The organism is Pseudomonas sp. PS01301 (assembly GCF_029960215.1).
Taxonomy (GTDB): domain Bacteria; phylum Pseudomonadota; class Gammaproteobacteria; order Pseudomonadales; family Pseudomonadaceae; genus Aquipseudomonas; species Aquipseudomonas coleopterorum.
The window spans coordinates 16,857-30,954 of the sequence record NZ_JASCPM010000016.1 but is presented as its reverse complement, the minus strand read 5'-3'; the positions used below and the strand labels follow the sequence as shown (position 1 = coordinate 30,954).

Below are 14,098 nucleotides of genomic sequence, written 5' to 3'. Positions count from 1 at the left end.
CGGTCACCCGCCGTGACCCTGGCTCCGCCCACGATTGCAGTCGCCTCCACTCAAGAGAATTCCCGCGTGCCCGACGTCATCCTGCGCCTCGCCCTGCCCTCGCCGCTGCGACGCCTGTTCGACTACAAGGCGCCTGCCCACACGGCGCAGACCGTATTCACCCCGGGCATGCGCCTGCGGGTACCGTTCGGGCGGCGGGAGATGATCGGCATACTGGTCGAGGTGGTCAGCCACAGCGAGGTACCGGCCGACAAACTCAAGCCGGCCATTGCCCTGCTCGATCCGGTCAGCCCGCTGCCGCCGGCGCTGTTCAAGCTGTGCCTGTGGACCTCGCAGTACTATCAGCACGGCCTGGGCGACACCCTCAGTTGGGCACTGCCGGTGCTGCTGCGCCAGGGGGAACCGGCCGAGGCCCGCCAGGAGCGCTTCTGGCACGCCGCCGCCGATGCGCGCCTGGACGACCCGCGCATCGCCCGCGCACCCAAGCAGCGCGACGCCCTCAAGACCCTGGCCCAGCATCCCCATGGCGTGGCGCATCAGCTGTTGAGCAAGCTGCAGCTGAACAAGGACAGCCTCGACCTGCTGCTGGCCAAGCAACTGGTCAGCGTCGAAGTGCGCCGCCATGGCCCCGGCCCACGCGCGGAACACTGGCTGGCGCAACCGGAACTGCCGCTCAACGAAGAGCAACGCGCCGCCTTCGAGGCGATCCGCGCCAGCCTGGGCGGCTTCCACGCGTTTCTCCTCGCGGGCGTGACCGGCAGTGGCAAGACCGAGGTGTACCTGCAACTGATTCACGAATGCCTGGAGGCCGGCAAGCAGGCCCTGGTGCTGATCCCGGAGATCAACCTGGGGCCGCAGACCCTGGCGCGCTTCGAACAGCGCTTCAACGCACGCATCGCGCTGGTGCATTCGGCGGTCAACGACCGCGACCGTCTCGACGCCTGGCTGGCCGCCCGCGACGGCGAGGCCGACATCATCATCGGCACCCGCTCGGCGCTGTTCACGCCCATGAAGAACCCTGGGCTGATCATCATCGACGAAGAACACGACGGCTCCTATAAACAGCAGGAAGGCCTGCGCTATCACGCCCGTGACCTGGCGCTGGTGCGCGCCAGCCAGGAAGACATTCCCATTGTCCTGGGTTCGGCCACGCCATCCCTGGAAAGCCTGCACAATGCCCACACCGGTCGTTACGGCCTGCTGCGCATCGACCAGCGCGCCGGCGGCGCCCAGCAGCCCAAGTTCCTGCGCCTGGATGTGAAGAGCCGACCGCTGGACAGCGGCATCAGCGGACCGATGCAGCAGGCCATCGGCCAGACCTTGGCCAACGGCCAACAGGTGCTGGTGTTTCTCAACCGCCGCGGCTTTGCCCCTACCTTGCTGTGCCACGATTGCGGCTGGCTGTCCGAGTGCCCGCGCTGCGATGCGCGCACGACCGTTCACCAGCGCTCGGGCGAGTTGCGCTGCCATCACTGCGGCCACGTCGAACGCGTACCGCGCCAGTGCCCCAAGTGCGGCACCGTGGACCTGCGGCCGGTGGGCGCCGGCACCGAGCGCGCCGAGGAACGCCTGGCGATCCTGTTTCCCGACTACCCGGTGCTGCGCGTCGACCGCGACAGCACCTCGCGCAAGGACGCGATGAACCAGCTGTTCGCGACCATCCAGAAGGGCCAACCGTGCATCCTGATCGGCACTCAGATGCTGGCCAAGGGGCACCACTTTCCGCGGGTCACCCTGGTGTCGATCCTCGATGCCGACGGTGGGCTGTTCTCCGGTGACTTCCGCGCCAGCGAGCGCATGGCGCAATTGATCGTTCAGGTGGCCGGCCGCGCCGGGCGCGCGGAAGAACCGGGCAAGGTGATCATCCAGACGCACCTGGCCGACCATCCGCTGTTGGTGCAATTGACCGAGCAGGGTTACTTCGCCTTCGCCGAGCAGGCCCTGGCCGAACGCCGCGCCGCCGGCCTGCCACCCTTCGCGCACTTGGCGCTGCTGCGCGCCGAGGCCCACAAGCCGGGCCAGGCCGAAGCCTTTCTGGACGAAGCCTGCGCCGCCGCCGAAGCCTTGGTGGCGCAACTGGCACTGGGCGGTCTCGAACTGCTGGGGCCGGTACCAGCCCCCATGGAACGCCGCGCCGGACGCTACCGGGCGCAGCTGCTGGTGCAGGCGACGTTGCGAGCACCGCTGCACCGCTTGCTCAATGCCTGGATGCTGCAACTGGAGCAACTGCCGAGCGGGCGCCAGGTGCGCTGGTCGCTGGATGTGGACCCGGTGGATTTGTATTGAGATAGGCGCGCTTGGGGCAGGGATCGGCGGCGTCTGCTGACGCGGCTTGCGCCGCTGCTGCAGGGGTGGTGGCTTGCAGGGGGGGATTTGCGGGTTGGCAACCCCTGCCAACAACCGGATAATGCCCAGTTTTTCCACCCGCGCATCCAGCACCGCCGTACCCGCGGTCGACCGAGAACCCCATGAAAGACACCATTCGCCAGCTGATTCAACAAGCCCTGACCCACCTCGTCGCCGAAGGTGTGCTGCCAGAAGGTCTGACGCCGGCAATCCAGGTGGAAAACTCGCGAGACAAGAAGAACGGCGATTTCGCCAGCAACATCGCCATGATGCTGGCCAAGCCTGCCGGCATGAAGCCACGTGACCTGGCAGAAAAGCTGATTGCCGCGCTGCCGGCCGATGAGGGAGTGAGCAAGGTCGAGATCGCCGGTCCCGGCTTCCTCAACTTCTTCCAGAACAGTGCCGCCCTCGCCGCGCGCCTGGATGCTGCACTGGCCGATGCCCACATCGGCGTGCGCAAGGCCGGCCCGGCACAGCGCGTGGTGGTCGATCTGTCGGCACCCAACCTGGCCAAGGAAATGCACGTGGGCCACCTGCGCTCGACGATCATCGGCGATGGCGTGGCCAATGTGCTGGAGTTCCTCGGCGACACCGTGATCCGCCAGAACCACGTCGGTGACTGGGGCACGCAGTTCGGCATGCTGCTCGCCTACCTGCAGGAGAAACCCGCTACCAGCGACGAACTCTCCGACCTGGAGAATTTCTATCGCGCAGCCAAGCAGCGCTTCGATGAATCCGAGGAATTCGCCGAGCGCGCACGCGGCCTGGTGGTCAAGCTGCAGGCCGGCGACGCCGAGTGCCTGGCGCTGTGGAAGCGCTTCAACGAAATCTCCCTGTCCCACTGCCAGAGCACCTACGAGCGCTTGAACGTCAAGCTGACCCCGGCCGACGTGATGGGCGAAAGCGCCTACAACGACGACCTGGCCAACGTGGTCGCCGACCTGCGCGCCAAGGGCCTGCTGGTGGAAAGCAACGGCGCGCAGTGCGTGTTCCTCGAAGAATTCAAGACCGCCGAAGGCACCCCATTGCCGGTGATCGTGCAGAAGGCCGGTGGCGGTTATCTGTATGCCACCACCGACCTGGCTGCGCTGCGCTATCGCAGCAATGTGCTAAAGGCCGACCGCGCGCTGTACTTCGTCGATCAGCGTCAGGCCCTGCACTTCCAGCAGGTGTTCGAGGTGGCGCGGCGCGCCGGTTTCATCAGCAATGGCATGCAGCCCGAGCACATGGGCTTCGGCACCATGAACGGCGCCGATGGCCGCCCGTTCAAGACCCGCGACGGCGGCACCGTGAAGCTGGTCGACCTGCTAGACGAAGCCGAGCAACGCGCCTACACCCTGGTCAAGGAAAAGAACCCCGAGGTCGCCGAGGCTGACCTGCGGGTGATCGCCAAGGCCGTGGGGATCGGCGCGGTGAAATATGCCGACCTGTCCAAGCATCGCACCAGCGACTACAGCTTCAACTTCGACCTGATGCTCAACTTCGAAGGCAATACCGCGCCGTACCTGCTCTACGCCTACACCCGCGTGGCCGGGGTGTTCCGCAAGCTGGGCAAGGATTTCGCGGACGTCGAAGGCCAGATCGTGCTGGAAGCCGAACACGAGAAGGAATTGGCGGCCAAGCTGGCGCAATTCACCGAAGTGCTGAACACCGTCGGTGAGAAAGGCACGCCCCATGTGCTGTGCACTTACCTGTACGATGTGGCCGGGCTGTTCTCCAGCTTCTATGAGAACTGCCCGATCCTGGCGGCCGAAAACCCCGCTCAGCAACAAAGCCGCCTGCGCCTGGCGGCGCTGACCGGCCGCACCCTCAAGCAAGGATTGGCTCTGTTGGGCCTGGAAACACTGGAGCGTATGTAAGTTGGCTGCCAAGAAGAAACCTGCACCCAAACGTGGCGCCAGCCGCAATTCCGCACCTGCCAAGAAGCCCATCCCGGGCTGGCTGTGGCTGGCGATCGGCCTGAGCGTGGGCGCGTTCGTGGTGTTCCTGATGAAGCTGGAGCCGGGCAACGGCGACGTCAAGCGCGTCAAGGCCGAGCAGGCGAAGGCGGAGAAGATCGCCGAGGCGAACAAGACCCCGCCCAGCCCTCAGGCACCGGTCAAGCCCAAGTACGACTTCTACACCCTGCTGCCGGAATCGGAGGTCATCGTGCCGCCCGAGGCGGTTCCCGAGAAGACACCTCCGATTCCGGCCCAGGCCCCCGTCACGCCGGCCGAAGCGGCCAAGATCGATACTGCACGCGCCCAGGCGGCGCTCAGCGGCGGGACTCCGCCGCCGGCCCCGCCCGTGATCAAACCCGCGGCGACCACCCAGTTCTATCTGCAGGCCGGTTCGTTCCGCAAGCAGGCGGACGCCGACCGGGTGCGGGCGCAGATCATCCTGCTGGGGCAGTCGGTGAACGTCGAGTCCGGAACGGTCAAGGAGGACACCTGGTACCGGGTGCTGGTGGGTCCGTTCAGCAACCGCGAGCAACTGACCGTGGCGCAGAAGCAACTGGCGGGCAGTGGATTTAGTAACCTGCTGTTGCAGCAAAGGCAGATTCGGCAGTAAGTCCATGCATCGGCGGGGCGTCCTTCGCGGGCAGAGCCCGCTCCCACACAGCCCGCGCTCACAGGCGCGCGCAGCATCTGTGGGAGCGGGGCCCTGTGGGGGCGGGGCGGGCGGCGAGCCCTCTGCCCGCGAAGGGCCCACCGCAAATTTCCTGATACGCCGCAAGCTGTCTCCACGCGCCCCACAACCCCCAAAGGTTGAAATCCTCTCACCTACCCCCATATCCGTTTCCATCAGGGCATTTTCGCCCCGCTGCGTGGAGACTCTCCCCTTGACCACCATCGTTTCAGTCCGCCGTCATGGCAAAGTCGTCATGGGCGGCGACGGCCAGGTTTCCCTCGGCAACACCGTGATGAAAGGCAACGCCAAGAAAGTCCGGCGCCTGTACCACGGTCAGGTCATCGCCGGCTTTGCCGGTGCCACCGCCGACGCCTTCACCCTCTTCGAACGTTTCGAAGGTCAACTCGAGAAACACCAGGGCCATCTGGTCCGTGCCGCCGTGGAGCTGGCCAAGGAGTGGCGTACCGACCGCTCGCTGAGCCGCCTGGAGGCGATGCTGGCCGTGGCCAACAAGGATGCGTCCTTGATCATCACCGGCAACGGTGACGTCGTCGAACCCGAAGACGGGCTGATTGCCATGGGTTCCGGTGGTGCCTTCGCGCAAGCCGCTGCCAGCGCACTGTTGAAGAAGACCGAGCTGGGCGCGCGTGAAATCGTCGAGACCGCCCTGGGCATCGCTGGCGACATCTGCGTGTTCACCAATCACAACATGACCATCGAGGAGCAGGATCTCGCCCAGTGATCAGTCGCCGCGCCCACCTGGGATGATCTTCACAGAAGACCACGCGCACTGAACCTTCGAGTCCGGAACACACCATGTCCATGACCCCCCGCGAAATCGTCCACGAACTCAATCGCCATATCATTGGCCAGGACGATGCCAAACGCGCCGTCGCCATTGCCCTGCGCAACCGCTGGCGGCGTATGCAGCTGCCTGAAGAGCTGCGCGTCGAAGTGACGCCCAAGAACATCCTGATGATCGGCCCGACCGGCGTCGGCAAGACTGAAATCGCACGTCGCCTGGCCAAGCTCGCCAATGCGCCGTTCATCAAGGTCGAAGCGACCAAGTTCACCGAAGTCGGCTACGTGGGCCGCGATGTCGAATCGATCATCCGTGACCTGGCCGATGCGGCCATCAAGCTGCTGCGTGAGCAGGAAATGGTCAAGGTCCGCCATCGTGCCGAAGACGCAGCCGAAGAGCGTATTCTCGACGCGCTGCTGCCTGTTGCCCGTGCAGGCTTCAACGAAGAGCCGGTGAGCAACGATTCGAACACCCGCCAGCTGTTCCGCAAGCGCTTGCGCGAAGGTCAGCTGGATGACAAGGAAATCGAGATCGAAGTGGCCGAGCAGATGGGTGGCGTGGACATCTCCGCCCCTCCCGGCATGGAAGAAATGACCAACCAGCTGCAGAGCCTGTTCGCCAACATGGGCAAGGGCAAGAAGAAAAGCCGCAAGCTCAAGGTCAAGGACGCGCTGAAAATGGTCCGCGACGAGGAAGCTGGTCGCTTGGTCAATGAAGAAGAGCTCAAGGCCAAGGCGCTGGAAGCGGTCGAGCAGCACGGTATCGTCTTCATCGACGAAATCGACAAAGTGGCCAAGCGCGGCAACGTGGGCGGCGCCGACGTGTCCCGTGAAGGCGTGCAGCGCGACCTGCTGCCGTTGATCGAAGGCTGCACGGTCAACACCAAGCTGGGCATGGTCAAGACCGACCACATCCTGTTCATCGCTTCGGGCGCCTTCCACCTGAGCAAGCCGAGCGACCTGGTGCCCGAGTTGCAGGGTCGCCTGCCGATTCGCGTCGAACTCAAGGCATTGAGCCCGCAGGATTTCGAGCGCATCCTGAGCGAGCCCCATGCGTCGCTGACGGAACAGTACCGCGAGCTGCTGAAGACCGAAGGCTTGAACATCGAGTTCGTGCCCGAAGGCATCAAGCGTCTGGCCGAGATCGCCTGGCAGGTCAACGAAAAGACCGAGAACATTGGTGCCCGTCGTCTGCACACGCTGCTGGAGCGGTTGCTGGAGGAAGTCTCGTTCAGCGCCGGTGACATGGCTGCCGCGCACAGCGAAGCGCCGATCCAGATCGATGCCGAGTATGTGAACAGCCATCTGGGCGAGCTGGCGCAGAACGAAGACCTGTCACGGTACATTCTGTAATACGGCCTGTCATGCGCGGAGCGGCCTGTCACGGCCGCTCCGTGCTCTGACTGACACGCTGCTCCCCGCGCCTGCGAGAGTCGACCATGAGCAAAATCCCGAGCGCCATCAACCTGCACAAGGCCTCCAAGACCCTGAGCCTGACGTATGGCCCCGACGAGGTGTTCCACCTGCCCGCCGAGTTCCTGCGCGTGCACTCGCCGTCCGCCGAGGTTCAGGGCCACGGCAAGCCGATTCTGCAGGTGGGGAAACTGGGGGTTGGCCTGACCAAGGTGGAACCAGCTGGCCAGTACGCTTTGAAGCTGACTTTCGACGACGGCCATGACAGCGGCCTGTTCACCTGGGACTACCTGTACCAGTTGGCGCTGCGCCAGGAGCAGCTCTGGGCCGACTACCTGGAACAGTTGCGCGCCGCTGGAAAATCCCGCGACCCCGCCGAGTCCGTGGTGAGGTTGATGCTCTAGGCCGCCAGGGCCTTGTCCAATGCCTTTTCGATCTCGCTCTGGATCGTACCGCTCATCATCGCCAGCATCATGCCCAGCTTCAGGTCGATTCGAATCGCTTCGTCGTCGATCTGCACGGTTCCCTGCGCGCCGCTGCGCTTGACCGCCACCGTGTCGCCCTGCCAGGTGGCCTGCACGTCATAGCGGTCGATCAGCTTCTGCACCACCACTTCAGCCTTCTGCCGAGCCGCATCGCGGCCCAGATTGTGTTTGCGTTCGACGTTGATCTGGGTCATCGGGGACTCCGGGTAATGGGTTCAATGGCGCACAGTTTAACGCGGATGCCCTGGCAATCCATCGCGCCAAGACAAAGCGCCCCTGTGCGGCTTAGAATGGTGCGTAATTTTTCCTGGTGACAGCGATATGAATGATCAGCGCAAAGGCGGCGATGCCGAACCCACCACTCACTTCGGCTACAAGCACGTACCGGAAAGCCAGAAGGCCGAAAAAGTCGCCGAGGTGTTCCACTCGGTAGCGGCCAAGTACGACTTGATGAACGACGTACTGTCCGGCGGCATGCACCGGTTGTGGAAGCGCTTCACCATCGAGCTGTCCGGCGTGCGCGTGGGTAACCGGGTGCTGGACATCGCTGGCGGCACGGGCGATCTGGCACGCAAGTTCTCCGATCTGGTCGGGCCGACCGGTCAGGTCGTACTGGCCGACATCAATGCCTCCATGCTCAAGGTCGGTCGCGACCGGCTGCTCGACCGTGGCGTGGCTGGCAACATCGAATTCGTTCAGGCCGACGCCGAAAAGCTGCCGTTCCCCGACAATCACTTCGATTGCGTGACCATCGCCTTCGGTCTGCGCAACGTCACGCACAAGGAAGCGGCCATCGCCTCCATGCTGCGTGTGCTCAAGCCGGGCGGTCGCCTGCTGGTGCTGGAGTTCTCCAAGCCCACCAACAAGCTGATGTCCAAGGTCTACGACGCCTATTCGTTCGCCTTCATGCCGCTGGCTGGCAAGCTGATCACCAACGATTCGGAAAGCTACCGCTACCTCGCCGAGTCGATCCGCATGCACCCTGATCAGGAGACCCTCAAGGCCATGATGGTGCAGGCCGGTTTCGACCGCGTCACCTACCACAACATGACCAGCGGCATCGTCGCACTGCACCGCGGGATCAAGCCCTGATGTTGCTCGGCGGCCTGATCGCCAGTGTCGAACACGGCCTCAACCGTGTGCTGCGCCTGGACGCCACGGCACTGCCGCGCCTGGCGCACCTGCATGGCAAGGTGATTGCCATCCAGGGTCGCCAGCCTTCCTTTACGCTCTACGTCCTGCCCAGCGCCAATGGCTTGATGCTGGCCCAGCAATGGGCCACGCCGGCCGACTGCACCTTGCGGGCGCCGGCCGCCAGTCTGGTGCAGTTGGCGCTGCGCAAGGACAAGACTGCCGTGCTGCACAGCCCCCAGGTCGATCTGGACGGCGACAGCGCTGCCCTGCTCGAGCTGGTCAAGGTGCTGCAGGACCTTGAACTGGACTGGGAATACGAAGTCTCACGCTGGCTTGGCCCGGTGCCGACCTCGTTGCTGGCCGGGCACCTGCGCAGCCGCACGGGCTGGACCCGTGAAGGTCTGGCCACGGCGACCCAGAATTTGGGCGAATACCTGGCCGAGGAAGCGCGTACTCTGGTAGGCGAGCAGGAAGCCCAGGCCCGTTTCAATGAGCTGGATGCTTTGAAAGTCGATGTCGAACGCCTCGAGGCGCGTATTGAGCGCCTCGCCCGATCCCACAACTCCAGCGATAACGCATGAAGCTGCTTGCCGTCCGCCGTCTGTTGCGCATCCAGCGCGTCGTGATCCGCTACCGCCTCGATGACCTGATGTTCGCCCTGCCACTGCCGTGGTGGCTGAAGATCACCCGTTTCGCCATGCCCTGGCGCTGGCTGCCGCGCAGCCGCCAGGAGCTCAACCGGGGCGCGCGCCTGCGCCTGGCGTTGCAGGACCTGGGACCGATTTTCATCAAGTTCGGGCAGATCCTCTCCACCCGCCGCGACCTGCTGCCCGAGGACATCGCCGATGAGCTGATGCTGCTGCAGGACCGCGTACCGCCGTTCGATCCCAAGCAGGCCATGGCCCTGATCGAACAGCAGTTGGGGGCGAAGATCACCGACGTGTTCAGTCGCTTCGACGTCGAGCCGCTGGCTTCGGCCTCGGTGGCCCAGGTCCACGCGGCGCGGCTCAAGACCGGCGAAGAGGTGGTGGTCAAGGTCATCCGTCCGGGGCTCAGATCGGTCATCGGCCAGGATCTGGCCTGGCTGTTCCTGCTGGCTCGTCAGGCCGAGCGACTGTCGGCCGACGCCCGCCTGCTGCACCCGGTGGACGTGGTCGCCGACTACGAGCGGACCATCTACGACGAGCTCGACCTGCTGCGCGAGGCGGCCAACTCCAGCCAGTTGCGGCGCAACTTCGAAGATTCGGATCTGCTCTACGTGCCCCAGGTGTACTGGGACTGGTGCCGGCCCAAGGTGCTGGTGATGGAGCGCATCTACGGCGTACAGGTCACCGACATGGCCGCCCTGGCCGACCAGCGTACCGACATGAAGCTGCTGGCCGAGCGCGGTGTCGAGATTTTCTTCACCCAGGTCTTTCGCGACAGCTTCTTCCACGCCGACATGCACCCGGGCAACATCTTCGTCAGTACCGTGGCGCCCTGGAGCCCACGCTACATCGCCATCGACTGCGGCATCGTCGGCAGCCTGACCCCCGAAGACCAGGATTACCTGGCGCGCAACCTGTTCGCCTTCTTCAAGCGCGACTACCGCCGCGTCGCCCAATTGCACATCGATTCGGGTTGGGTTCCGGCGGAAACCAAGCTGAACGAATTCGAAGCGGCGATCCGTACCGTGTGCGAGCCGATCTTCGAGAAGCCGCTCAAGGACATTTCCTTCGGCCAGGTGCTGATGCGCCTGTTCCAGACCGCGCGGCGCTTCAACATGGAAGTGCAGCCGCAACTGGTGCTGTTGCAGAAGACCTTGCTCAATATCGAAGGCCTGGGCCGCCAGCTGTACCCGGACCTGGACCTGTGGAGCACCGCCCAGCCGTTCCTCGAACGCTGGATGCGCGAGCGGGTCAGTCCGAAATCTTTGTTTCAGAATGTTCAATCGCAGGTCGAGCAATTGCCGCATCTGGCCAACATGACCCGCGATCTACTCGAACGGATGTCTCAGCCTCATCGCAAGGATCCACCACCGCCCTGGGAGCAACGCCATGATCGGTGGGCCCTGCGGCTGCTCGGCGGTGCCTTGTTGGTGGGCGGGACAGTGACCGCCGTCTCCGGCATTGCCCTGGACAGTGTGCAGGCCTGGCCGGCCTGGTTGATGCTGGCATCGGGCTTGTACCTGGTCGTGCGCCGATAGCCAGTGGCGCCATCGGCTGGCACACTAGCCCTCTCTGTTGTCGGAGTCGCACATGAAAGACTGGCTGGACGAGATCAAATGGGACCGCGACGGCCTGGTGCCGGCGATTGCCCAGGATCACAAGACCGGGCGCATCCTCATGATGGCCTGGATGAACCGCGAAGCACTGGCGCTGACCGCCGCCGAAAACCGGGCCATCTATTGGTCACGCTCGCGTGGCAAGCTGTGGCGCAAGGGCGAGGAGTCCGGCCACGTGCAGAAGCTGCATGAACTGCGCCTGGACTGTGACGCCGACGTGGTCGTGCTCAGCGTCGAACAGATCGGCGACATCGCCTGCCACACCGGCCGCCAAAGCTGCTTCTATCGGGTCTTCGAGGACGGCCAATGGACCGTCGTCGATCCGGTCCTGAAAGACCCCGACGCCATCTATCACACAGGCCATGGCCATGAATGACACCCTGGACCGCGTTGCCGCGGTACTCGAAGAACGCAAGGGCGCCAGCGCCGACAGCTCCTATGTCGCCAGCCTGTACGCCAAGGGTTTGAACAAGATTCTGGAAAAGCTGGGCGAGGAATCGGTCGAGACCATCATTGCCGCCAAGGACGCCGCGCACAGCGGTGACTGCAGCGATGTCATCTACGAAACCGCCGATCTGTGGTTCCATAGCCTGGTCATGCTTGCACAACTCGGCCAACACCCACAGGCTGTACTCGATGAACTGGACCGCCGCTTCGGTCTGTCCGGTCACGATGAGAAAGCCGCCCGCCTGCCGTCAGCCTGAAATGTCTTTTTGGAGGAGTTGAATCATGGGTCTGTTTGATTGGAAACACTGGATCGTCATCCTGATCGTCGTGGTATTGGTCTTCGGCACCAAGAAACTCAAGAACCTGGGCACCGACGTGGGCGAGTCGATCAAAGGCTTTCGCAAGGCCATGAACGACGACGACAAACCGGCTGCCGAACAGCCCACCCAGCCGGTGCACCCGCAGGCCAGCTCGCCGCTGACCCCGCCGCACACCCTCGACGGCCAGCATCAGAAAGTCGAAGAACCCATCAGGAAAGACTGATCAATGTTCGGTATCAGCTTCAGTGAACTCATGCTCGTGGGCCTCATCGCCCTGTTGGTGCTGGGCCCTGAACGACTGCCCGGCGCCGCGCGAACCGCAGGGCTGTGGATCGGGCGTCTGAAACGCAGCTTCAATGCGATCAAGACCGAAGTCGAACGCGAGATAGGCGCCGACGAGATTCGTCGTCAATTGCACAACGAGCACGTGCTGTCGCTGGAGGAGCAGGCGCGCAAGATTCTCGACCCGCAGCGTCCTGCGCGGCCGAGCGAGCCTCCTGCGCCGCTGGCCGATCCCATCGCGCCAGGAGCTCAGGCACAGCCGGTGCTGGACCGCGATGCGGTGAGCGCCGCCGTCACCCCGACCAGCGTGGCCACTGCCGCGCAACAGGCCGACGTGATCGAGCGCGATACCAGCAGCGCCGCAGCGGTCGCGATACCCGTCACCTCCAATGAACCTACACAGCCACCGCGAGCCCCATGAGCGAAATTCCGGAAAATGACCAGCCGATGCCGCTGGTCTCGCACCTGACCGAACTGCGCACGCGGCTGCTGCGCTGCGTTGCCGTGATCTTTCTGGTCTTCGCCGGGCTGTTTTCGTTTGCCCAACAGATCTACACCCTGGTATCGGCGCCGCTGCGCGAATACCTGCCGGCTGGCGCAACGATGATCGCCACCGACGTGGCCTCGCCGTTCCTCACCCCGTTCAAGCTGACCATGATGGTCTCGCTGTTCCTGGCCGTGCCGATCATCCTGCATCAGGTCTGGGGCTTCATCGCGCCGGGCTTGTACAAGCATGAAAAGCGCATCGCCATACCGTTGCTGGTATCGAGCATCTTCCTGTTCTATGCCGGAATGGCCTTCGCTTATTTCCTGGTCTTTCCACTGGTCTTCAAGTTCTTCGCCAGTGCCACGCCCGTGGGCGTGACCATGGCCACCGACATCGCCAGCTACCTGGACTTCGTCATGACGCTGTTCTTCGCCTTCGGCGTGGCGTTCGAGATTCCCGTAGCAGTGGTGCTGCTGGTGTGGATCGGCGTGGTCGACGTGAAGTACCTGCGCAAGATTCGCCCCTATGTGATCATCGGCTGCTTCGTGGTCGGCATGATCCTGACCCCACCGGACATCTTCTCGCAGACGCTGCTGGCGGTGCCGATGTGGCTGCTGTTCGAGATCGGCATCCTGTTTGGCGCACTGATCCGCAAGCGGGGTGACGAACCCGGCGAGGAAGACGATCGCAACGACCAGCCGCCCGCGACCCGGGCATGAACCTGCTGCTGCTCGAAACGGCCGATTTCATCGCGCCGGACAAGGTGGTGTTGCGCGACCGCCGCTTCACCCATATGCAGGCCGTGCACCGCGTGGAGCTGGGCGACAGCCTGCGGGTGGGCAAGCTCGACGGCCTGATGGGCCGTGCCGAAGTGGTCCGTCTCGAGGGTCACGAAGCCGAGCTGGACGTGGTGCTCGACCAGGCACCACCGGCCAAGCTGCCGCTTACCCTGATCCTGGCGCTGCCCCGGCCGAAGATGCTTCGTCGGGTATTCCAGACCATTGCCACCATGGGGGTCGCCAAGGTGGTGCTGGTGAACAGTTACCGGGTCGAGAAGAGCTTTTGGCAGACCCCTTTCCTGGAACCCGCCGCGATTCGCGAACAGCTTGTGCTGGGTCTGGAACAGGCCCGCGACACGCAGCTTCCGGAAGTAGTGATCGAAAAGCGCTTCAAGCCTTTCGTCGAAGATCGCCTGCCGGCCCTGTGCGCCGGCACCTTGGGCCTGGTCGGGCACCCCGGCGACTATCCGCCCTGCCCGCGCCAGCTCGCCGAGCCGGTCACGCTGGCCATCGGCCCGGAAGGCGGCTGGATTCCCTACGAGATCGATCTGCTTAAGGAGGCGGGCCTGCAGCCTGTCCAGCTGGGCGAACGCATTCTGCGGGTCGAAACTGCGGTGGCGGTGTTGCTCGCCCGGCTGTTCTGAAGCGGCTACAGCTGAAGGTGACAGCGGCCGCCGCATTTAGTTACATGCCACTATCGAGTTTCTTCCATTCACGCCGATGCCCTTGAA

16 protein-coding genes are annotated in these 14,098 nt (G+C 64.1%); 15 read left to right on the top strand and 1 reads right to left on the bottom strand.

Annotated elements, in window-relative coordinates:
- Positions 1-66 precede the first annotated feature (66 nt).
- The 6 genes from QMX89_RS10860 to QMX89_RS10835 all read left to right on the top strand — a co-directional run bounded on the left by QMX89_RS10860 (position 67) and on the right by QMX89_RS10835 (position 7,574).
- Complete coding sequence (locus QMX89_RS10860) at positions 67-2,286, top strand: primosomal protein N' (RefSeq protein ID WP_282348141.1); 2,220 nt, start codon at positions 67-69, stop codon at positions 2,284-2,286.
- A gap of 182 nt (positions 2,287-2,468) precedes the next feature.
- Positions 2,469-4,205, top strand: a complete 1,737-nt coding sequence (gene argS / locus QMX89_RS10855) for an arginine--tRNA ligase (RefSeq protein WP_282348140.1) — start codon at positions 2,469-2,471, stop codon at positions 4,203-4,205.
- Between the two features lies 1 nt (position 4,206).
- A complete protein-coding gene (locus tag QMX89_RS10850) occupies positions 4,207-4,896 on the top strand; it encodes an SPOR domain-containing protein (protein WP_282348139.1) in 690 nt (229 codons plus the stop codon).
- Between the two features lie 271 nt (positions 4,897-5,167).
- Positions 5,168-5,698 (top strand): ATP-dependent protease subunit HslV, encoded by a 531-nt coding sequence (gene hslV / locus QMX89_RS10845; protein WP_049861759.1) that lies wholly within the window; start codon positions 5,168-5,170, stop codon positions 5,696-5,698.
- 74 nt (positions 5,699-5,772) lie between these two features.
- Positions 5,773-7,110 (top strand): ATP-dependent protease ATPase subunit HslU, encoded by a 1,338-nt coding sequence (hslU, locus tag QMX89_RS10840; RefSeq protein WP_282348138.1) that lies wholly within the window; start codon positions 5,773-5,775, stop codon positions 7,108-7,110.
- Between the two features lie 86 nt (positions 7,111-7,196).
- Complete coding sequence (locus QMX89_RS10835) at positions 7,197-7,574, top strand: DUF971 domain-containing protein (RefSeq protein ID WP_049861758.1); 378 nt, start codon at positions 7,197-7,199, stop codon at positions 7,572-7,574.
- Here the strand turns inward: QMX89_RS10835 and QMX89_RS10830 are convergent.
- Positions 7,571-7,849: a polyhydroxyalkanoic acid system family protein gene (locus tag QMX89_RS10830; protein WP_043191383.1), complete on the bottom strand. Its 279-nt coding sequence runs from the start codon at positions 7,847-7,849 to the stop codon at positions 7,571-7,573. The genes QMX89_RS10835 and QMX89_RS10830 overlap by 4 nt on opposite strands.
- 127 nt (positions 7,850-7,976) lie before the next feature.
- Here QMX89_RS10830 and ubiE point away from each other — a divergent pair, with 127 nt between their 5' ends.
- Genes ubiE through QMX89_RS10785 form a run of 9 tightly spaced genes read left to right on the top strand, consistent with a single transcriptional unit; the run spans position 7,977 to position 14,011 of the window.
- Positions 7,977-8,747: a bifunctional demethylmenaquinone methyltransferase/2-methoxy-6-polyprenyl-1,4-benzoquinol methylase UbiE gene (gene ubiE, locus QMX89_RS10825; protein ID WP_043191385.1), complete on the top strand. Its 771-nt coding sequence runs from the start codon at positions 7,977-7,979 to the stop codon at positions 8,745-8,747.
- Positions 8,747-9,370 carry an SCP2 sterol-binding domain-containing protein gene (locus tag QMX89_RS10820; protein ID WP_090355674.1) on the top strand — a complete coding sequence of 208 codons (624 nt, stop codon included), beginning with the start codon at positions 8,747-8,749 and terminating at the stop codon, positions 9,368-9,370. The genes ubiE and QMX89_RS10820 overlap by 1 nt, the downstream gene beginning before the upstream one ends.
- Positions 9,367-10,974 (top strand): ubiquinone biosynthesis regulatory protein kinase UbiB, encoded by a 1,608-nt coding sequence (ubiB, locus tag QMX89_RS10815; RefSeq protein ID WP_049861756.1) that lies wholly within the window; start codon positions 9,367-9,369, stop codon positions 10,972-10,974. Before QMX89_RS10820 ends, ubiB begins: the two co-directional genes overlap by 4 nt.
- 52 nt (positions 10,975-11,026) lie before the next feature.
- Entirely contained in the window at positions 11,027-11,428 is a 402-nt protein-coding gene (hisI, locus tag QMX89_RS10810; protein WP_056844435.1) for a phosphoribosyl-AMP cyclohydrolase, read from the top strand.
- A complete protein-coding gene (locus QMX89_RS10805) occupies positions 11,421-11,756 on the top strand; it encodes a phosphoribosyl-ATP diphosphatase (RefSeq protein ID WP_049861754.1) in 336 nt (111 codons plus the stop codon). The genes hisI and QMX89_RS10805 overlap by 8 nt, the downstream gene beginning before the upstream one ends.
- Before the next feature lie 25 nt (positions 11,757-11,781).
- On the top strand, positions 11,782-12,042 hold the full coding sequence (locus QMX89_RS10800) for a twin-arginine translocase TatA/TatE family subunit (protein WP_049861753.1): 261 nt from the start codon (positions 11,782-11,784) through the stop codon (positions 12,040-12,042).
- Positions 12,043-12,045: 3 nt separating this feature from the next.
- On the top strand, positions 12,046-12,522 hold the full coding sequence (gene tatB / locus QMX89_RS10795) for a Sec-independent protein translocase protein TatB (protein WP_049861752.1): 477 nt from the start codon (positions 12,046-12,048) through the stop codon (positions 12,520-12,522).
- Positions 12,519-13,307, top strand: a complete 789-nt coding sequence (gene tatC / locus QMX89_RS10790; RefSeq protein ID WP_282348134.1) for a twin-arginine translocase subunit TatC — start codon at positions 12,519-12,521, stop codon at positions 13,305-13,307. Before tatB ends, tatC begins: the two co-directional genes overlap by 4 nt.
- Positions 13,304-14,011, top strand: coding sequence for a 16S rRNA (uracil(1498)-N(3))-methyltransferase (locus QMX89_RS10785; RefSeq protein ID WP_049861750.1), 708 nt, complete (start codon positions 13,304-13,306; stop codon positions 14,009-14,011). The genes tatC and QMX89_RS10785 overlap by 4 nt, the downstream gene beginning before the upstream one ends.
- Positions 14,012-14,098: the final 87 nt, after the last annotated feature.